Origin of the sequence: Caldibacillus sp. 210928-DFI.2.18 (genome assembly GCF_020554505.1) — a bacterium.
Taxonomy (GTDB): Bacteria; Bacillota; Bacilli; order Bacillales; family Caldibacillaceae; genus Caldifermentibacillus; species Caldifermentibacillus hisashii.
In genome coordinates this window covers 1-19,914 of record NZ_JAJCHL010000064.1, presented here as the reverse complement: position 1 = coordinate 19,914, position 19,914 = coordinate 1, and the positions used below count along the sequence as shown (strand labels likewise).

Annotated in this window: 22 protein-coding genes, 1 pseudogene and 2 other annotated features; of the genes and pseudogenes, 20 read left to right on the top strand and 3 right to left on the bottom strand. The window is 38.5% G+C overall.

The window, feature by feature from the left end:
* Positions 1 to 73: 73 nt before the first annotated feature.
* The 5 genes from LIZ98_RS12705 (at position 74) to LIZ98_RS12685 (ending at position 3,749) form a co-directional block, all read left to right on the top strand.
* Positions 74 to 310, top strand: coding sequence for a hypothetical protein (locus LIZ98_RS12705; RefSeq protein WP_227139842.1), 237 nt, complete (start codon positions 74 to 76; stop codon positions 308 to 310).
* A 214-nt stretch (positions 311 to 524) separates the two neighbouring features.
* A complete protein-coding gene (gene psiE, locus LIZ98_RS12700; RefSeq protein WP_082026120.1) occupies positions 525 to 971 on the top strand; it encodes a phosphate-starvation-inducible protein PsiE in 447 nt (148 codons plus the stop codon).
* A gap of 10 nt (positions 972 to 981) precedes the next feature.
* Positions 982 to 1,464 carry a GNAT family N-acetyltransferase gene (locus LIZ98_RS12695; RefSeq protein WP_227139843.1) on the top strand — a complete coding sequence of 161 codons (483 nt, stop codon included), beginning with the start codon at positions 982 to 984 and terminating at the stop codon, positions 1,462 to 1,464.
* A 191-nt stretch (positions 1,465 to 1,655) separates the two neighbouring features.
* On the top strand, positions 1,656 to 3,032 hold the full coding sequence (locus LIZ98_RS12690; protein WP_227139844.1) for an FAD-binding oxidoreductase: 1,377 nt from the start codon (positions 1,656 to 1,658) through the stop codon (positions 3,030 to 3,032).
* 75 nt (positions 3,033 to 3,107) lie between these two features.
* The gene (locus tag LIZ98_RS12685) at positions 3,108 to 3,749 is read left to right on the top strand and encodes an endonuclease III domain-containing protein (protein ID WP_043988630.1); all 642 of its coding nucleotides are present in this window, start codon (positions 3,108 to 3,110) and stop codon (positions 3,747 to 3,749) included.
* 306 nt (positions 3,750 to 4,055) lie between these two features.
* Here LIZ98_RS12685 and LIZ98_RS12680 read toward each other — a convergent pair whose 3' ends face one another.
* Entirely contained in the window at positions 4,056 to 4,643 is a 588-nt protein-coding gene (locus LIZ98_RS12680; RefSeq protein ID WP_034769284.1) for a nitroreductase family protein, read from the bottom strand.
* A 366-nt stretch (positions 4,644 to 5,009) separates the two neighbouring features.
* Here LIZ98_RS12680 and LIZ98_RS12675 point away from each other — a divergent pair, with 366 nt between their 5' ends.
* From LIZ98_RS12675 to LIZ98_RS12665, 3 genes are all read left to right on the top strand, one after another.
* A complete protein-coding gene (locus LIZ98_RS12675) occupies positions 5,010 to 6,494 on the top strand; it encodes an aldehyde dehydrogenase family protein (protein ID WP_041845367.1) in 1,485 nt (494 codons plus the stop codon).
* Between the two features lie 193 nt (positions 6,495 to 6,687).
* Positions 6,688 to 6,912, top strand: a binding site (T-box leader).
* Between the two features lie 58 nt (positions 6,913 to 6,970).
* Positions 6,971 to 7,195 (top strand) — a binding site (T-box leader).
* A 175-nt stretch (positions 7,196 to 7,370) separates the two neighbouring features.
* Positions 7,371 to 8,447, top strand: coding sequence for a bifunctional 3-deoxy-7-phosphoheptulonate synthase/chorismate mutase (locus tag LIZ98_RS12670; protein ID WP_227139845.1), 1,077 nt, complete (start codon positions 7,371 to 7,373; stop codon positions 8,445 to 8,447).
* Positions 8,448 to 8,565: 118 nt separating this feature from the next.
* Complete coding sequence (locus LIZ98_RS12665; protein ID WP_375293586.1) at positions 8,566 to 9,663, top strand: prephenate dehydrogenase; 1,098 nt, start codon at positions 8,566 to 8,568, stop codon at positions 9,661 to 9,663.
* Between the two features lie 70 nt (positions 9,664 to 9,733).
* Here the strand turns inward: LIZ98_RS12665 and LIZ98_RS12660 are convergent, their stop codons facing one another.
* On the bottom strand, positions 9,734 to 11,209 hold the full coding sequence (locus tag LIZ98_RS12660; protein ID WP_227139846.1) for a carboxylesterase/lipase family protein: 1,476 nt from the start codon (positions 11,207 to 11,209) through the stop codon (positions 9,734 to 9,736).
* Between the two features lie 248 nt (positions 11,210 to 11,457).
* On the opposite strand from LIZ98_RS12660, the gene LIZ98_RS12655 reads away from it, so the two are divergent.
* The 8 genes from LIZ98_RS12655 (at position 11,458) to LIZ98_RS12620 (ending at position 17,563) form a co-directional block, all read left to right on the top strand.
* On the top strand, positions 11,458 to 11,685 hold the full coding sequence (locus LIZ98_RS12655; protein ID WP_034769251.1) for a spore coat associated protein CotJA: 228 nt from the start codon (positions 11,458 to 11,460) through the stop codon (positions 11,683 to 11,685).
* On the top strand, positions 11,678 to 11,941 hold the full coding sequence (locus LIZ98_RS12650; RefSeq protein WP_034769253.1) for a spore coat protein CotJB: 264 nt from the start codon (positions 11,678 to 11,680) through the stop codon (positions 11,939 to 11,941). The genes LIZ98_RS12655 and LIZ98_RS12650 overlap by 8 nt, the downstream gene beginning before the upstream one ends.
* A 41-nt stretch (positions 11,942 to 11,982) precedes the next feature.
* Positions 11,983 to 12,552: a manganese catalase family protein gene (locus LIZ98_RS12645; protein WP_227139847.1), complete on the top strand. Its 570-nt coding sequence runs from the start codon at positions 11,983 to 11,985 to the stop codon at positions 12,550 to 12,552.
* A 560-nt stretch (positions 12,553 to 13,112) separates the two neighbouring features.
* Positions 13,113 to 13,862 (top strand): DeoR/GlpR family DNA-binding transcription regulator, encoded by a 750-nt coding sequence (locus LIZ98_RS12640; RefSeq protein ID WP_227139848.1) that lies wholly within the window; start codon positions 13,113 to 13,115, stop codon positions 13,860 to 13,862.
* Positions 13,859 to 14,788 carry a 1-phosphofructokinase gene (gene pfkB / locus LIZ98_RS12635; RefSeq protein ID WP_216407052.1) on the top strand — a complete coding sequence of 310 codons (930 nt, stop codon included), beginning with the start codon at positions 13,859 to 13,861 and terminating at the stop codon, positions 14,786 to 14,788. Before LIZ98_RS12640 ends, pfkB begins: the two co-directional genes overlap by 4 nt.
* A gap of 16 nt (positions 14,789 to 14,804) precedes the next feature.
* The gene (locus LIZ98_RS12630; protein ID WP_227139849.1) at positions 14,805 to 16,667 is read left to right on the top strand and encodes a PTS fructose transporter subunit IIABC; all 1,863 of its coding nucleotides are present in this window, start codon (positions 14,805 to 14,807) and stop codon (positions 16,665 to 16,667) included.
* A gap of 154 nt (positions 16,668 to 16,821) precedes the next feature.
* Positions 16,822 to 17,238: a hemerythrin domain-containing protein gene (locus tag LIZ98_RS12625; RefSeq protein WP_227203080.1), complete on the top strand. Its 417-nt coding sequence runs from the start codon at positions 16,822 to 16,824 to the stop codon at positions 17,236 to 17,238.
* A 16-nt stretch (positions 17,239 to 17,254) separates the two neighbouring features.
* Complete coding sequence (locus LIZ98_RS12620) at positions 17,255 to 17,563, top strand: hypothetical protein (protein WP_108897833.1); 309 nt, start codon at positions 17,255 to 17,257, stop codon at positions 17,561 to 17,563.
* A gap of 46 nt (positions 17,564 to 17,609) precedes the next feature.
* On the opposite strand, the pseudogene LIZ98_RS12615 reads toward LIZ98_RS12620, so the two are convergent.
* Positions 17,610 to 18,377: pseudogene (locus LIZ98_RS12615) on the bottom strand (MFS transporter); the annotation flags it as partial.
* A gap of 373 nt (positions 18,378 to 18,750) precedes the next feature.
* Here LIZ98_RS12615 and LIZ98_RS12610 point away from each other — a divergent pair.
* From LIZ98_RS12610 to LIZ98_RS12595, 4 genes are all read left to right on the top strand, one after another.
* Entirely contained in the window at positions 18,751 to 18,987 is a 237-nt protein-coding gene (locus LIZ98_RS12610) for a DUF2249 domain-containing protein (RefSeq protein ID WP_034769274.1), read from the top strand.
* A gap of 175 nt (positions 18,988 to 19,162) precedes the next feature.
* Positions 19,163 to 19,321, top strand: a complete 159-nt coding sequence (locus tag LIZ98_RS12605) for a hypothetical protein (protein WP_227203078.1) — start codon at positions 19,163 to 19,165, stop codon at positions 19,319 to 19,321.
* Positions 19,266 to 19,436, top strand: a complete 171-nt coding sequence (locus tag LIZ98_RS12600) for a hypothetical protein (RefSeq protein ID WP_227139851.1) — start codon at positions 19,266 to 19,268, stop codon at positions 19,434 to 19,436. The genes LIZ98_RS12605 and LIZ98_RS12600 overlap by 56 nt, the downstream gene beginning before the upstream one ends.
* A gap of 88 nt (positions 19,437 to 19,524) precedes the next feature.
* The gene (locus LIZ98_RS12595) at positions 19,525 to 19,737 is read left to right on the top strand and encodes a hypothetical protein (protein ID WP_227140441.1); all 213 of its coding nucleotides are present in this window, start codon (positions 19,525 to 19,527) and stop codon (positions 19,735 to 19,737) included.
* The last annotated feature ends 177 nt before the right edge of the window (positions 19,738 to 19,914 follow it).

Here is a 19,914-nt window from a genome sequence, read left to right as displayed (position 1 = left end):
ACGAGCATTTTACGCCTCAAAATGGTGACGAGAATGGGTCTCGTCGTCAAAATCGAGTATTTTTCGCCTTAATATGGTGACGAGAATGGGTCTCGTCGCCAAAAACAAGCATTTCACACCTCAAAATGGTGACGAGAAAGGTTCTCGTCGTCAAAAACGAGCATTTTTCGCCTTAAAATGGGTGACGAGAAGCAAATCGAATGGTAGCGGGCATCCTCTTTCCCGTTATTTTCCTCATATTATCAATAAAAACTACCTTAATTTCAACAGTTACTCCAAAATTTCAAATTCCAAAACCGAATTTCAATAAACAGATTCTTCCAAATTCCAACAATCCCCTCGTAGCAACAAAACAGCCTCTATAAAAAATTTCGTGAAATATAGTACTAAATCGTTATTTGTATGACACGACAATTGTCCATTAAGCCTCAGTTTCCTAAAAAATGTTTTTTAGGTGTGAAACATAATATACCTATGCTATTATTAATTTAAGATTCATAGCTATTGATGAGGAGGAGGTTGACTTGCAGCAGCTTGATAAAAAATTTACCTCTATTGGTCATTACATTACTAAAATATTCCAACACGTTTTGAATTTTTCACTCATAACACTGGGAATCATTTTACTGTTTTTGTTAATAAGAGAATTGGTTGATTTTTTCCGCCTGATTTTCCAAAGTGATGATGACTATAAAATATTTTTGGAAAGTATTCTTATCTTTTTCCTGTACTTTGAGTTCATTGCGATGATCGTAAAATACTTTAAAGAAGATTACCATTTTCCGCTTCGATATTTTATTTATATTGGAATCACTGCAATGATACGGCAAATCATTGTCAGCCATGATGAGCCTGTGGCAACTTTATTAAATTCTCTTGTAATTCTCATATTGATTATTTGCAACTTTATTATTAATCTGACTCCGCGTGAGCGACCAGAAAGCAAATGGTACTTTAAAATTAAAGAGTGAGGGGGACGCAATGTCTGAAATCGTAATTAGACCTTCTATTGAAGCAGATTTACCTGAATTAATCGCATTAAACCATCTTATATGGAATGGTACAAACTCACCGGCTACGATTCATTATCCGTCGGTAACGGAATACGCTGAACATTATCCGCCCGGAAGTCAATTTGTTGCTGTAATTGCCAATCGGGTGGCAGGTTATATTGGCTACAAAAATCCGACCGGTTTATTGTCCAACAGCCATGTACTGGAAATTGACATCGGTGTGCACCCTGACTTTCAAAGGAGTGGCATAGGGAAACAGTTAATTGACTATATTTTTAAGTGGGGCAAAGAAAACGGCTATGATAAAGTTTCAATCCGGGTACTCGAAACAAATACGCAAGCCATTGCTTTTTATAAGGCAAAAGGGTTTATCGAACAAGGCAGATTGATAGACGAATTTTTCATTAACGGTCAATTTGTTGATGATTTGTTAATGTATAAAAAGTTATGAAACTGTCTGACTTTCTTTTTTGTTCAGGAGCTTTGAGATTTGTACATATTTTTTAATAAAAATATATGAAAAATTGCCCTTAAAATTGTAGCAAGAAAAACACTACCTCAAAAATGGAGAAAAAGCTAACGTTAAAAGAATGACGGGGGAATCGGAAAGAAATTTGATAATCAAACAGGAGGGGATTTCAAATGTACCAAGTAAATATTAGCCAAACTGTAAATGAGTTAAAGGAATTGCTGGATGAGGAAAGGGTTAGTCAAAATCCGACCGTTCTTGAACAACATAGTAAAGATGAATCATATCATACGCCAAGCTTACCTGATGTAGTTGTATTTCCAAAAACAAAAGAGGAAGTTGCGGCTATTATGAAGTTGGCCAATCAGTATGAAATTCCGGTCGTTCCCTTTGGTATCGGTTCAAGTTTAGAAGGGCATGTCATTCCTTATGAGGGTGGCATAACGATTGATTTTACCTTAATGAACGAAATTCTTGAAATTCGGGAAAATGATTTACTTGTTAAAGTTCAGCCGGGGGTAACGAGAACCCAACTAAATAAAGCCTTAAAGCAATATGGATTATTTTTTCCTGTTGATCCCGGTGCTGATGCAACTTTAGGCGGGATGGCGGCCACCGGGGCAAGTGGAACGACTTCGGTCAAATATGGAACGATGCGTGACCAAGTTCAAGATTTGGAAGTGGTACTTGCTGACGGAACTATTATCCATACGGGAAGTCTTGCAGTGAAATCTTCATCGGGTTACCATTTGACCGGGCTTTTTGTCGGATCAGAGGGGACGCTTGGATGCTTTACTGAATTAACATTGAAAGTATATGGAATTCCTGAGTACATGATGGCAGCTCGAGCCGTTTTTACGACAGTTGAAGATGCAGTAAATGCGGTTGTTGCCATTAGACAAACCGGGATTCCGGTGGCGAGGGTAGAATTTGTCGATGCGCATTCGATTCGTGCCGTTAATCATTTTGAACAGACAGATTACCCGGAAAAACCGACCCTGTTTTTCGAGTTTCATGGAAATGAAGCCGGTTTGAAAGAGGATGTAAAATTTACGAGAGAGATTTTGGAGGCGTTTCAGTGTCAAGAATTTATTCACGAAACGGATAATGCAAAAAGAAATCAACTGTGGAAAGCCCGTCATCATATGGCCTATGCTTTTATCCATACATATCGAAACAGAAAATTTATGTCCACTGATGTTGCCGTTCCAATTTCTGAATTAGCGGGAGCAATTGGGTTTGGAACAAATGTTTTGCAGGATTCCGGTATTCCGGGCGGGATTGTCGGCCATGTCGGTGATGGCAATTTTCATATTTGTATAATGATTGATGTAAATGATCCCGATGATATTGCCCGGGCATACAAACTGAATCAAGAAATTGTGACCTATGCCTTATCCCGTGGCGGCACTTGTACAGGGGAACATGGTGTAGGTATCGGCAAGAAAAAATATCAGGAAAAAGAACATGGCGCGGCACTGGTTGTTATGAGGAAAATTAAAGAAGCTCTTGATCCAAAGGGAATATTAAATCCGAAAAAAATATTTTAAAGCATGTTTCCTAGAATGGTCGACTTTTTCTTATGAAAGTCGACCGCTTAAATGTAAGGGGGATTTGACTCATTTATGAAGATAAAAAACTTTCAAGAAATCTATGAACATTTATTTGAACACTACGGTCCGCAACATTGGTGGCCGGCAGATACCGACTTTGAGATGATGATTAGTGCCATTCTTGTTCAAAATACAAACTGGAGGAATGTTGAAAAGGCCCTTGAGCAGCTTAGGCCTTATTTAACACCCCAACAACTTGATGTATTGTCAAAAGAAGAAATAGCTCAATTCATCCGGTCAAGTGGATTTTATAATCGAAAAGCAGAACGAATTAAGTCGTTTCTGTCATGGTTAAAAAACTATCATTTTCATATTGATAGCATCAGGGATAAGGATAAAAAACAATTAAGAGAGGAACTGCTGCAAATATCCGGAATAGGAAAAGAAACAGCGGATTCAATCTTATTGTATGTATTTAATACACCTGTTTTTATTGTAGATGCATATGCAAAGAGAATTTTTTACCGTCTCGGGTACGATTTGCCTGATGACTATGATTCTTTTCGCCAGCTTGTTGAAAAGGAGCTGCCGCAAGATGTGCAATTGTACAATGAATTCCACGCACTTTTGGTACAGCATGCAAAAACGTATTGCAAATCAAAGCCGATTTGTGACCGGTGTCCATTGTCCGGTCTTTGTAAACGGAGGGTGTAAAATGGTTATGTGAAATAAGAACTGGCTAAATATGTTGAATAAGTTGAATGGAGATTTGTGAACGATAATATAAAAAAGGTTAAATCTGAATGAAAAGCAAAACTGTCAATCGTTTTCTCTCCTAATTTTACCTCCCGTAAAATAAAAACTCCTAATAATTAGGTGCCCAAATCCTAATTAAAAGGAGATTTATCTATAAAATAAATGTCCATTAAAGGAATTACTCAGTGTAATTAATAAAGAAAAAATTTTACATTTGTTGGCTTTTTGAACCGATTTTGTTCCGCTTTAAAAAACCTCTTTAATTTATTTCCATGTATTTCCAAATGTATCTTCAAATATAGTTTCTCCTAAAGGTCTACGTCCTTTTGGTTGTTCCTGTTCCTGTAAATTGCTTGGCAAATCTTCCCGCTCTCCTTGATAACCGATGGCAACCAGTGCTTGAATAGCATAGTCATCCGGAATTCCTAGAACTTCTCTTGCCTTCTCAAAATGAAAGCCTGTCATCGGATGGGTAACTAATCCGCATTTTGTAGCTTGTAAGGCAAGAAATCCCCAAGCGGCACCGGTATCGAAAGCATGTGATTTATTTTCGCCTCTTTCACTGTTTTTCTTTGAAAGAATAAGGACTAGTACGGGTGCCTTTTTACACCAAGTTAAATTAAATTCACTAACAAAAGAATAAAACTTTTCGCGAGCCTCTTTTGTCCTGGCTATAATAAAACGCCAAGGTTGTTCATTATATGCTGATGGTGCCCAGCGAGCCGCTTCAAATATGGAAAGTAAAATATTTTCGGGAACTTCTTGTTCGGAAAAGGACCTCGGCGACCAACGATTGATAAACACATCATCAATTTCATGTTCAGGTTTTCTATAATTTTTCGCGTCGTTAATTATCACTTCTGTAAAACCTCCTCTCGTTATACCATTGACATTATTTTAATATATTTTTAATGATGATACAAAAATAAAAGGAAATTTTTTATACAACAGGAAACCGGGATTGCCCATTCCAGAAAAAATAATTGAACGGCGATAAGGGTTTGCCTTAATAACTTTCAAAGAGAATAAAATTGATATTGAATTTATCATTTGTGAACAAAGAGTTAAAAGGGTTGATAATCCATTCAAAAATTGTTGATTAATGTCGAATATTTTGTATATATTTTATTGATGGATGATTCCTACTTTGGTATAATTTACATTGTAAGCGTTATCAACTAGTATCCTACTTTATAAAACTATTAAAGGAGGAATTTTATGAGCCAATTAACCGTTCAATTATTAGAAAAGGTAGAGAAGTTTTTAACAGGAACGAAGAAGATCTACATTAATGGCGAGTTTGTTGAAAGTGCATCAGGGAAAACATTTGAAACTTATAATCCGGCCACTGGAGAGGTATTGGCAACCGTATATGAAGCTGGACCTGAAGATATTGACCGAGCAGTAAAAGCGGCACGGCGAGCCTTTGATGAAGGTCCGTGGTCACGGATGAGTGCTGCAGAGAGAAGTCGTTTAATGTATAAATTAGCGGATTTGATGGAAGCAAACAGCGCAGAATTGGCTCAATTGGAAACACTTGATAATGGGAAACCGATTCGGGAAACTTCGAATGCTGATGTTCCGTTGTCCATAGAACATATGCGATATTATGCCGGATGGTCGACGAAAATTGTCGGGCAAACAATTCCGGTAGCTGGTCCATATTTTAACTATACCCGTCATGAACCGGTCGGGGTTGTCGGGCAAATTATTCCTTGGAATTTTCCGTTACTTATGGCTATGTGGAAATTAGGAGCGGCTCTTGCCACGGGATGTACCGTTGTTTTAAAACCGGCAGAACAAACGCCACTTTCTGCTCTATATTTGGCAGAGCTAATTGAAGAAGCCGGATTTCCTGAAGGTGTTGTCAATATTGTTCCCGGATTTGGAGAAACAGCCGGTGAGCCGCTTGTTGATCATCCGGAAGTCAATAAAATTGCGTTTACCGGTTCAACTGAAGTGGGAAAACTGATTATGGAACGAGCTTCCAAGACATTAAAACGGGTGACCTTGGAATTGGGTGGAAAATCACCAAATATCATTTTACCGGATGCTGATTTGACGAAAGCGATACCGGGTGCATTAATGGGCGTGATGTTTAACCAAGGTCAAGTATGTTGTGCCGGATCTCGTGTATTTATTCAGAAAAAAGATTATGATAATGTTGTCAGTGATATGGTCAGTCATGCGAAAAGCATTCAGCAAGGTTTCGGTTTAAAAGAAGACACGGAAATGGGACCGCTTGTTTCTACTGAACAACAAAATCGTGTCCTTGGCTACATTGAAAAAGGCTTAAATGAAGGTGCAGAACTGCTGACGGGCGGTAAAAATCCGTTTGAACAAGGATATTTTGTGGAACCGACCATTTTCGCCAATGTCAATGATGAAATGACGATTGCGAAAGAAGAAATTTTTGGTCCGGTTATTTCAGCCTTACCTTATGATGATCTCGATGATTTAATTGCCCGGGCAAACAACAGTGATTACGGTTTGGCCGCCGGGGTTTGGACACAGGATGTCGCAAAAGCCCATTATATTGCCAGCAAGTTACGTGCCGGAACTGTATGGGTGAACTGTTACAACATGTTTGATGCCGCCAGTCCGTTTGGTGGTTACAAACAATCCGGGTTTGGTCGTGAAATGGGCTCTTATGCACTGAACAATTATACAGAAGTGAAGAGTGTTTGGGTTTCTATGCAATAAAAAATTTACCACCACTTGAAATTGGGCTCCTTAGTCGCCCTGTCCAAATATAATGAATGCCATCGGTTACGTATAGCCGGTGGTTTTTTTAGTTTTACACTAATTAAAAATTTATTTAAAAATTAATAAAAAACTATTGACATAAAGTTGCAAAGAACTTATAATTCAAAACAATAACAAAAACTTTCATTCAATAAAAGCGAAGAAAGGACACAAGTAGTGACTTATCTCCCTGTTTTAAGAGAGCTGATGGTGGGTGCAAATCAGTACACAGATAAGCATGAATTACACTCCTGGAGCTTCTTTTTCTCAAAATTTCCTTTGAGAAAAAGACGGTCGTGCACGGATCGTTATCCAAATGAGTGGTGAGTGTTTTTGCTCACAATTAGGGTGGTACCGCGATACATTCGTCCCTACTGGTTATTCCAGTAAGGACTTTTTTATTATCATTTGTTTTTGTTAGTAAAGTGAATATGTGAAAAGCAATGAAAGGACATGAGTAATGCTTGATCTCCCTGTTTTAAGAGAACTGATGGCGGGTGGAAATCAGTACACAGATAAGCATGAATTACAATCCCGGAGCTTCTTTTTCCCGGAAAATTTTCAGGGAAATAGACGGTCAACAGATCGTTATTGTCTTAAGTGGTGAGTATTTTTGCTCACAATTAGGGTGGTACCGCGGTTAAAAAATCGTCCCTGTTGTTCTTGCAACAGGGACTTTTTTGCTAATAGGAAAGTATAAATTTTTCAATTTCTACTTTCCTAACGAATAAGTGCTCTTGCGGCGCTGCTTTCGCCTAAAGGCTCAGCAATCGCCGAGTTTTCTTTATTATAAATCTATTCTTATCTAAAATTCTATCTAGGGGGAGTTTTACCATGAGTGAAAATCAGTTGGCCAAATTACGTGAACAAGTGGATCAAATTAATTTACAAATTCTCGAACTTTTAAATGAGCGTGGAAAAATTGTTCAAGCAATTGGTGAGGAAAAGAAAAAACACGGAACAAATCGTTTTGATCCGGTACGGGAACGGGAATCGCTGGACTTACTTTTAAAAAACTATGACGGACCGTATACGGAAGCAACGATAAAACATCTTTTTAAGCAAATTTTCAAAGCAAGTTTAGAATTACAGGAAATCGATTATGAAAAGACGTTGCTTGTATCCAGAAAAGCTCATCCGGAAAATACGGTTGTCAATATAAACGGGGAAACAGTCGGTGACGGTGTGCAACGCTTTGTTATGGGACCGTGTGCTGTTGAAAGTTATGAGCAAGTTCGGGAAGTTGCTTTAGCGTTAAAAGAACACGGGTTAACCTTGATGAGGGGTGGAGCTTATAAACCAAGAACTTCACCGTATGATTTCCAAGGATTAGGTGTGGAAGGATTAAAGATTTTAAGACAAGTTGCCGATGAATTAGAATTGTCCGTTATTACGGAAATTGTAACCCCGCAAGATGTTGAGTTGGCGTTGGATTATGTCGATGTCATTCAAGTCGGTGCACGCAATATGCAAAACTTTGAACTTTTAAAAACAGTTGGTAGTGTGAAAAAACCGGTTTTATTGAAACGGGGGCTTTCAGCAACCATTTCTGAATTCATTAATGCGGCAGAATACATTATGGCTGGCGGAAATGACCAAATCATTTTATGTGAACGCGGCATTCGGACATATGAAAGAGCAACGAGAAATACACTCGATATTTCCGCCGTTCCGATTTTGAAAAAAGAAACCCATTTACCGGTTGCAGTGGATGTGACTCATTCAACCGGCAGAAGAGATTTACTATTACCGACCGCGAAAGCAGCCTTGGCGATTGGTGCGGATTTAGTAATGGCAGAAGTCCATCCGGATCCGGCTGTTGCCTTGTCTGATTCGTTACAACAAATGGATATACCGCAATTCCATGACTTTATGAATGAACTGAACGCATTTAAGGAAAGGCTTGTTTAATGAGATTTAGATTATGACATAATAGGTATGCCCAATGTTTCATGGTATGTGTGGGGCGGAAACTTTCCATCAAACCGCCCTATCCGTATCATTGTGCAATATGAAAGCAGGTGTTAAAGTGGATGGTAAAAAAAGGGTACTACTAATTGGAACAGGATTAATTGGCGGATCAATTGCCTTAGCCATTAGGAAGGAAACGGAAGCTGTCGTCATAGGTTATGATATTAATAATGAACAAGCTGAAAAGGCAAAGCAGTTATCTGTCATTGATAAAGTGGCGACTAATTTTCGCAAAGAAGCTGAATGTGCCGAATTAATAATTTTGGCATCACCTGTAGAAGAAACAATAAAAATTATGCGGGAATTGGCAACATACCAATTAAAGGAAAATGTATTGATCACAGACGTGGGAAGTACAAAACGGAATATTATGAATTTGGCCAATGAGTTATGGAACGGGGATATTACGTTTATCGGAGGTCACCCGATGGCAGGTTCCCATAAAACAGGGGTGGAAAGCGCCAAGGCTCATTTATTGGAAAATGCTTTTTACGTTTTAACACCGCAACCATGTACTTCCTATGAAAAAATAGAGGAGTTAAAGGATTTACTTAAAGGAACAAAAGCAAATTTTCTTGTTTTGGATGCAGCTGAACATGATTATATTGTCGGTGTGGTCAGTCATTTTCCTCATATTATTGCTTCAGGGTTAGTTACCCATGTAAAAAAACATGCGAATCGGAATCCTTTTATCAATATTTTAGCAGCGGGAGGATTTCGTGATATAACGAGAATTGCGTCGAGTAGTCCCCGAATGTGGAAAGATATTGTATTACAAAACCGGGATAATTTGTTGGACCTTTTAGATGATTGGATAATGGAAATTAGAAATATGCAAAGTATCATTCAAACAGGAAATGAACATCTGATTGCCGGCTTTTTTGAAGAAGCAAAAACATATCGTGACGCACTGCCGGTCCGGTCAAAAGGCGCCATTCCCGCGTATTACGATTTGTATGTTGACGTGATAGATCAAACGGGTGCCATTGCTCGAATAACCGGATTAATTGCAGAGCAAGAAATTGATATTACGAATTTGAATATTATTGAAGCTCGTGAAGGCCTGCTCGGTGTTTTGAGGGTATCGTTTCAAACGGAAGCAGATTTGTCCAATGCTCGTAAAATTCTAGAACAAAATGGTTATAAAACTTATTGAAAAACAAGATAGATTGGTACATGAATAACCGATACCAATCTATCTTTATTTCATTTCATCGAATGAACATCTATCTTTCCTGACAAACTTCCCATTTTATCCGTTCTTCTCGATCCGGATCATGAACGACTTCACAATTCGAATTAAATATCAAAGTAGTTCGGTTTTGCAAGTCATATTTTGGCCAGTTCGGTAAATCGTTTATATTTGGATCTCCGTTTTGCGCAAATGCAATCCAAGCATTATGTATTTTCTTGGAAAGTTCTTGTCGACCAGGAGAATCACCGGTAAAGTTTTCAACGCCATGTTTGCTAAATGTATTCCAAACAAACGGTATTTCTAAAGCATGACAAGATTTTAGTAAACCGTTAAAGGCTTGGCTTTCCCAATCGAATCGGTACATCCAGACCGGGGATCCTTGTTCGGTCTGTATTTCTGCAACATGAATGGCAGGATGGGTAAATGTCATAATCGTCATTAATTTTTCATACAACGATTGTGTCAGTTCTTTACCTTTGATGAATTCTTGGGAGATTTTTGTCCAACGAGTACCGAAAGTTTGTTGGAATCGTTTCTTTATTGCTGCTTGGTCCTCTTTTTTCCATATAGGATCAAAGACTGTGAAGAGGCGATATTCATCTTTATTTGTACCAATAAGCACAGGAATATCTTTTGCGGCACCTTCAGCCAATAGTTCTTTCGGATGTTTCGGTAAAATTTCACCGTCAATGACTGGAATTAAGCTCATCATCGGTAGTTTTACCGATACTTCAATTAACTGTTCTACCGGAATTTCTTCTAATTTTTGAATTTCTGTTTTCTCAAGTCCCAGTTCATGAAGGAGAAATTCGGTATTCTTTGTCGCCTTTTCAGACTTAATCACATGACTGGCGGCACCGCTCTGAAGAATTGCTTGATTAAACAACCCCTTTGCTTTTGGACTGGCAAGTAACACACCTACACTCATTGCTCCTGCAGATTCGCCAAAAATCGTAACTTGATCCGGATCGCCGCCAAATGCTGCAATATTTTCCTTGACCCATTTTAAGGCAGCAATCTGATCTAAAATCCCACAGTTACCGGAATTTTGATAACCGTCGCCGCCAAGTTCAGCAAGGTGCAAGAAGCCTAAAATGCCCAACCGATAATTGATGGTAACAACGACAAGATCGCCATTTTTAGCAAAAGATGTACCGTCATATAACGGACTTGAACCGGAACCGGAAATAAAAGCACCCCCGTGAATCCAAACGAGAACCGGTCGCTTTTTCCCATCGGTGCCGGGTGACCAAATATTAAGAGTTAGACAGTCTTCACTCATATGGGTGGTTTGATTGCCGAGAAAACTCATAATTTCTAATGAAGGTTGCCAGGCACTAGGTCCAAATTCGCTACAATCTTTCACGCCATTCCAGCTTTCGAGACTCGTTGGTGGACGAAAGCGGTTGGGACCAATTGGTGGAGCAGCATATGGTATCCCTTTCCATACATATACATCATTTTCTTGTATGCCTTTCACTTTACCGTAAGCGGTTTCAACAATCATTTTTTCCCCTCCAATTAAAAAAATCATCTGTATATATTATTCTATCTTTTTGGACAAATACCTTTTTTATTGGTCATTTTTAAAGTGAAACTGACCACCTAAGAGTCCATTTTTTTAGAAAAACGTATGGTGTCCGTACAATAAAAATCTAATAACAAATTATTGGGGATGTCCACGAAAAAAGACGGAATAACTCGAAATTTCCGGTCATATATATGGGTGATGATGGGAATGGAAGGGAGGATTTTATGTTTACACAGTATAAGTATTGGCAGCCGTACGTTAGTCCGTTTGATCCATGTCCACCGATACGAGTAAAAAGTTACAATACCCCACCGCAATTGTATTTAGGATTTCAACCTAGAGGACTGCCGCAGTTCTCTACAGCAAAAGAAGCATTGTTTCATGGAACACTATGGCCTGCTCTATTCAGTCCGTATCCGGATCCGCAAATAAGGGGGGAAGAAGATGAGTAAGAAGATGCCTCCTGAATATTATCAGATGCTTGAAGAAATCCAAGCGATTGATTTTGTTATCGTTGAATTAAATTTGTATTTGGATACGCACCCGGACGATACCGCAGCGATTAAACAATTTAATGAAGCAACTAAAAGAAGTATGGAATTAAAGGCAGAATTTGAAAAGAAATTTGGCCCGCTCATGCACTTCGGTTACAGTTTCTCAAATTATCCGTTCAATTGGAAAGACACCCCATGGCCATGGCAAGTTTAATATGCTTTTTTTACTAAAATGTATTGATTGGAGGTTGCAACATGTGGTATTACGAGAAGAAACTCCAATATCCAGTAAAAGTGAGCACCTGTAATCCTAGACTGGCAAAATTCCTCATAGAACAGTATGGTGGTGCAGACGGGGAATTAGCTGCTGCTCTCCGCTATTTAAATCAGCGCTATACCATTCCGGATAAAGTTGTTGGTTTGTTAAATGATATTGGAACAGAAGAATTTGCCCATTTGGAAATGATTGCCACAATGGTTTACAAGCTCACAAAAGATGCCTCACCTGAACAATTACGGGATGCAGGACTCGGAGATCATTATGCAGATCACGATCGGGCTTTGTTTTATCATAATGCAGCAGGTGTTCCGTTTACTGCAACTTATATCCAAGCTAAAGGTGATCCGATTACCGATTTGTATGAAGATATCGCAGCCGAGGAAAAAGCCCGCGCAACTTACCAATGGATTATTGATATGTCCGATGACCCGGATTTAAACGATGCTTTGAAATTTTTACGGGAAAGAGAAATTGTTCATTCGCAAAGATTTAGAGAAGCAGTTGAAATATTAAAAGAGGATCGAGGGAAGAAAAAGTATTTTTAATTTTTTTTTTGAGTTCATTGCTCCGTGCGTATTGAACTTAATGTATCATAAAGAAACATATTCACTCGACAAGCCAGTCCCCAGTCCGTATCAAAATAAAGTGAAACTTCCAGCAGTGAGGGTTCTTCATCCCCACTGCTGGTTAGTTGAACCAATCGGGCACTTACGCTTTGATTACCATTAAGCCGCAAAAGGAAGATTTAGTAACCGTTTGTGCGGGATAGAGTGAATACTGGATGAAAAAAAGCGGGTTTGACTCTAGAAAGTCATTAACCTGCTTTTTTTTTATAGATTTACATAATCTTCCAGTTTTAAATAATAATATTCCTCTTAGCTTGCAGTTGATTAAAAATAGTTGTAAGAGGAAACATAATTTCATAAAAAACCAGATAACACACAGAGGAAAACATTGATATTTGTTCGTATTTTAGCTTAAATAGAAAACAAAGGAAAAATTTTACCAGTTATAAAGAAAAATGAATAATTTTTACTCATTTTGACTGTTTATGATTGATTTTGAATGATTTTGGTGATATTATGTCACTGTAGGAGGGCCGCCTATGTTAACTGAAGAAAGGCATTCATATATTTTAAAAAAGTTGAAAGAAGAGGGAATTGTCAAGTCCCAAGATATTATAAGGGAGCTCAATTGTTCTGAATCAACCGTAAGACGAGATCTCATTTTACTAGAAGATGCCGGGCACCTGAAACGTATCCGTGGAGGCGCCAAACGGGTTTACGATTTGGATGAAGAATTATCAGTTGTTGAGAAATCCGCCAAAAATGTTCAAGAAAAAACATTAATTGCGAGGTATGCAGCTTCTCTTATAAAAGAGAACGATGTGATTTACTTGGATGCCGGAACAACAACTTTAGCAATGATTCCTTTTTTAAATAAAAATATTACAGTTGTAACGAATGGTGTACAGCATGCTTCATTATTGGTAGACCAGCAACTGCGTGTTTACCTTCTTGGTGGAGTGGTCAAAAACACAACGAAAGCGATTGTTGGTGTAAACAGTGTTAGTGAATTGAAAAAATATCGATTTACGAAAGCTTTTCTCGGCATTAATGGGATTGATGAAGAGTATGGCTGTACGACACCCGATCCTGAGGAAGCCTTATTAAAATATACTGCTATACAGCAATCCTCAAATTCATATGTGCTTAGTGATCATTCAAAATGGGGAAAGGTAAATTTTGCGAAGGTGTGTGATTTAGATGAAGTGACGATTATAACAGATCAGATTAAACATTTAAAAAATCATAACATTTTTGAAAACGCTACGATATTGGAGGCAATATCATGATTTATACATTAACACTGAACCCGTCAATAGACTATATCGTACATGTCAAAAACGTTCAACTTGGCGAACTAAACCGAATGGAGGCGGATTTTAAATTCCCGGGAGGAAAGGGAATAAACGTATCCAGGATTTTGCATGAATTAATGACAGAAACGATCGCCCTTGGTTTTATTGGTGGTTTTACCGGTGATTTTATTGAAAATTGGTTAAAAAATGAAGGAGTAAATACTGATTTTACACGCGTTGTCGGAGATACAAGAATCAACATAAAATTAAAATCGGATGTTGAAACCGAAATCAACGGAATTGGTCCAAAAATATCCGCTGAAGAAGCAAATGATTTATTAAATAAGCTTAGTCAAATTTCGAATGAAGATATAGTCGTATTGTCCGGAAGTAAACCGCCTTCTTTGCCTGAAGATTTTTATCACAAAGTGGCAAAACGAACCAGAGAGAAAGGCGCAGAATTTGTCATCGATACAACAAGTAATGAATTGAAGACGATTTTGCCTTTCCGTCCATTACTAGTAAAACCGAATTTAGAAGAGTTAGAAGCCATTTTTGATATTCAAATGAATGGTCTGGATGATGTAATAACATACGGAAAAAAATTACTTGAATTAGGTGCCCAAAACGTCATTGTTTCAATGGGTGGCAACGGAGCATTGTTATTCACCGATGTAGATGTATACCAAGGAATCAATCCAAAAGGAACCGTGAAAAATTCGGTAGGAGCGGGTGATTCTTTAATAGCCGGTTTCATTAGCCGCTACGTCGAAACAAAAGACGTTGTTTCCGCTTTTCAATTAGGTATTGCCTCAGGTAGTGCAACCGCTTTCTCAAGTGATTTGGCAAAAAGAAACGAGATTTTATCCTTAGTAAAAAAAGTTGGAATTAAACGTCTTGATTCAACAAACCCATATTAAGATGAGGTGAATAGTAATGAAAGTAACCGAATTATTAAGAAAAGATATTATGCTTATGGATTTGCAATCAACTACCAAAAATGAGGTTATTGATGAAATGATTGCAAGTCTTGAAAAACATCATGTCATAAATAACGCTGACCAATTTAAGGAAGCAATTTTAAAAAGGGAAGAACAAGCTACAACCGGGCTTGGTAATGGGATTGCTATGCCTCATGCCAAAACGGCAGCCGTAAATGAAGCAACCGTCCTGTTTGCCAAAAGTAACAAAGGAGTCGATTATGAATCATTGGATGGGGAACCGACATACCTTTTCTTTATGATTGCTGTTCCGGATGGTGCATATGATACACATCTGCAAGCATTAGCAGCTCTTTCCCGCTCATTACTGGATGAAAAATTTATTGAAGGATTAAAGTCTGCAAAAACGCCGGATGAAGTCGTTAATATCTTCCAAAAGAGAGAAGAAGAAAGTGAAGAAAAGGAAGCAAACGTACAAGCGGATACAAGTGAAAAACCGTTTATTGTGGCTGTAACGGCTTGTCCGACGGGAATTGCTCACACTTACATGGCTGAAGAGGCGTTAAAGAAAAAAGCTGCTGAAATGAATGTGGACATTCGTGTCGAGACAAATGGTTCGGAAGGTGTAAAAAATCGTTTAACAGACGATGAAATTCGGCGAGCAAAAGGAGTTATTGTTGCCGCCGATAAAAAAGTTGAAATGGCTCGTTTTAATGGTAAACCGCTTTTAGAGAGACCGGTAAGTGAAGGTATTAACAAACCGGAAGAATTAATTTCAAAAATAATCAAAGGTGATGCCCCGACCTTCCATGCTGAAAATGATGATAGACAAAAAGAAGAACCATCCAATACTTCTGTATGGGGAAAAATTTACAAAGACTTAATGAATGGTGTTTCCCATATGCTTCCGTTCGTTGTTGGCGGCGGGATTTTGATGGCCATTTCCTTCCTGTTTGAAAGTACATTTGGTGATGATAGTGTAACGTTTAAGTTTTTAAATACGATTGGCGGAAATGCCTTCAACTTCTTGATTCCAATTTTAGCCGGATATATTGCGATGAGTATCGGTGATCGTCCGGGATTAATGCCCGGTATGGTCGGCGGTTTGATGGCAGTGAACAGCAATGCCGGATTCTTGGGCGGTTTGGCAGCAGGTTTCTTGGCAGGATATATTGTTGTATTCTTGAAAAAACTATTCCGCGGTATGCCAAGATCATTGGAAGGGTTAAAACCAATACTACTATATCCGATATTGAGCTTGTTCATTGTCGGTACGCTGATGTATTTCATTATTGGCCCGATTTTCTCAAGTATTAATACGGCGGTTGTCGACTTCTTAAGTGATATGGGAACAGCCAATGCGGTATTATTAGGTGCCTTACTTGGCGGAATGATGTCAATTGATATGGGTGGACCATTCAACAAAGCGGCATATACTTTCTCTATCGGTGTATTTACCGATACCGGCGACGGAAGTTTTATGGCTGCAGTTATGGCCGGCGGGATGATTCCACCACTGGCAATAGCCTTGGCAACTACCTTCTTTAAGAATAAATTTACGGATGAAGAAAGACGTTCCGGTTTGTCTAATTATTTACTCGGAATATCCTTTATTACAGAAGGGGCAATTCCGTTTGCGGCTTCTGATCCGTTACGTATTATCGGTTCATCCATTGTTGGTTCTGCGATTGCCGGCGGGCTAACTCAGCTTTGGAATACGGCTATTCCGGCACCACATGGAGGAATTTTCGTCATTGCCCTTGCTGAAAGACCATTTATGTTCTTGATAGCCTTACTTATTGGTACAGTCATCGCCGGTTTACTCATTGGCTTTTGGCGAAAACCGGTAAAACAATAGGATATATAATGATGCTATTTTCGGCTCCTTAGGCACTTGTCTAAGGGGCCTTTTTTTACGTCAACTATTCACGTATAAAATGAAAATTTTAACAACATAATGATGAATAAGTAAAAATTATTTTGTTGGTAAAAATATGAAAAGGAGAATGATTATGTCAGGTCCAGGTTTGAAACATGCAGATAGTCATTCAGCAATTCATGAAGCAGCATTGGAGGAGGCAAAGGAGCTAAACAACATTCTAGCTAGATTAGTAAAAGCGGGACAAACTGAAAAGGCATTGGAGACAGCCTATATTGCAGTAGAACATTGGGAAACTCGTACACTCAGACATGCTCAGGCAGAAGAGGAAGGATTATATAAAGAACTAGCAGAGGAACATCCTGAATTGAAGGCTGCAATCACAGCTTTAGTTCGCGACCATAATACAATGCGGTACTTGGTCAAACAAATTAAGCAAACACTTGAAACAGATGGATTTACTGAAGAAGTATTGCAACAATTCCATGCATTAGTTCATGTTGATGCTTACCATAATTTCGAGGAAGAAAAAATATTGCCTCACCATTAAATTCGGAGTTGAGAATATGTCAAACGGAGAGCAACCTATATTTCTTTACAAAGTATCCCCTAAACTATATCGATATATCATTACAGAATTAGAAACTAATTTCCATATTCAACCCTATGATGTTCAATTGGAAGGGATTAATAAAGATGAAGGCATAAAATTAATTGTACGGTTTGGAGAAAATTTCAACCACAGCTCTGAACAATTTTTTTCTAATAAGCAATTAGAAAATGAAAAACTTGCACTGAAAGATTTTATCGCTAAAACGGGAGGACAATGTATTCAAGTTTTGAAAGATGATTATTTTAATAAGATGACGCCATGATTCTGCCTTAAGGAGGTTATAAATTGTTTATATTTGAACAGGAAGCAATCGGTCGCATAGCAGTTGCCAAAACAATAAAAATTCCTGTTCTGATTCCGGCGTCAACAGGATCCAAACCAAAGAACGTTACTAAAAAATTTGGCAAAAATACAGTAAAGGCAACAAAAGCGCCGAAAGTGATAAAGTAAAACAAACTAAGAAACCAAAGCGTGGCATTTTTATAAACACCTTGGATTTGTTCCACCATTGATTTCTTTACTCTAACTTCTTTCCGATCGCCAAAAATAAACAATAAAACAATGAATGCCAACAATAGAATTAAGTATAGGCGAACGGTATCTTGCCAACCAATTGATTTCGCTAGAATTGGTGCGCCAAATGTCGTGATCGCTGTTCCGGCATTACCGACACCATAGATTCCGTTAATAAAACCTTGCCTCTCTTTCGAATAATATTTAGGTAGAGAGGTCACACCGATGGAAAATGTTGCACCTCCCACACCTAGAAAAAGACCGCCGATAACAAGATCAATAAAAGTGTTGGCTGTACTGATATAAAATATAGGGAACAAAAGGATAAGAAAACTAATTATGAAGATAATTCTTGCACCGAACCTGTCCGTATAAAATCCGAGGGGTATTCGCAACACGGAACCTAAAATAACCGGGACTGCAGTAACAATCGATACCTGTACGGGTGTGAGCAAAATATCTTCCTTAATAAAGGTCATCAAAGAAGATAATAATACCCAAACCATGAATCCAACAATAAGACTTGTTGTTTGCAGAGATAATTGAATACCGGGTTTCCTCATTTTGAGTTTCCTTTCTATTTTTCATATATTATTTGTCACAAGTATCAAGTTTAAACAGCGTTTTTTATACGTAAGAAAAGATAAATTTTCAGTTAGGAAGTATTCGATTTTTCGCTAAATGAACACAAAAATGGTTCATCTTTTGCCAAGCTTTTAAATAATGGGAAACGCCGTAGTAATTCATTTATTGATGTAGGATTCAAACTGATTTGATTCGAACATCCGTTATCATGAGCAAATTCTAATTCTCTTATAGATGTAGGATTCACCCCCCTGATATAAGTCACATATTCACAGTGAAGTAAATCACACCGCTTTGCTGAAAACTATTTTATAATAAAGACATATTTCATCAGTAAATGGAGGTTTCTTTATGAATATAGAATTTACTACAAAAATCTTTGCACCGGATATTGAACCAAAATATCGTCACGCAAAAATATTTGAAACGTTTGATGGATTACAATCTGGCCAATACATGGAATTAACCAACGACCATGATCCGAAACCACTATATTATCAGTTTTTGATTGAACGGGAAGGATGTTTCACATGGGATTACATTGAAGAAGGACCGGAACAATGGCGTGTTGCTATCGGTAAAAAATAAATAACTTAAGTTTCGCATCCCAAAGGCGGGTGGGTGTTTCGTCGTCAAAAAATAGCATTTCTCGCCTCAAAATGACGACGAGAAAGGGTCTCGTCGTCAAAAAATAGCATTTATCGCCTCAAAATGGCGACGAGAATAAGTTTCGTCGCCAAAAAGGAGCATTTTCCGGTTCAAAATGGTGACGAGAAGGGGTCTCGTCGCCAAAATAGAGCATTTCCCGCCTCAAAATGACGACGAGAAAGGTCTCGTCGCCAAAAAGGAGCAATTTCCGGTTCAAAATGGTGACGAGAAGGGGTCTCGTCGCCAAAATAGAGCATTTCCCGCCTCAAAATGACGACGAGAAAGGTCTCGTCGCCAAAAAGGAGCAATTTCCGGTTCAAAATGGTGACGAGAAGGGGTCTCGTCGTCAAAAAATAGCATTTATCGCCTCAAAATGGCGACGAGAATAAGTTTCGTCGCCAAAAAGGAGCAATTTCCGGTTCAAAATGGTGACGAGAAAGGGTCTCGTCGCCAAAATAGAGCATTTATTGCCTCAAAATGACGACGAGAAAAGGTCTCGTCGCCAAAAAAGGGAGTTTCCGGCCCAAAAACGACGACGAGAAAAGGTCTCGTCGCCAAAAAAGGGAGTATCCGGCCCAAAAACGACGACGAGAAAGGGTCTCGTCGCCAAAAATAGAGCATTTCTCGGCTCAAAATAACGACGAGAAAGGGTCTCGTCGTCAAAAAATAGCATTTCTCGCCTCAAAATGACGACGAGAAAAGGTCTCATCGCCAAAATAGAGCATTTCTCGCCTCAAAATGGCGACGAGAATAAGTTTCGTCGCCAAAATAGAGCATTTCTCGCCTCAAAATGGTGACGAGAAAAGGTCTCGTCGCCAAAATAGAGCATTTCTCGCCTCAAAATGGCGACGAGAATAAGTTTCGTCG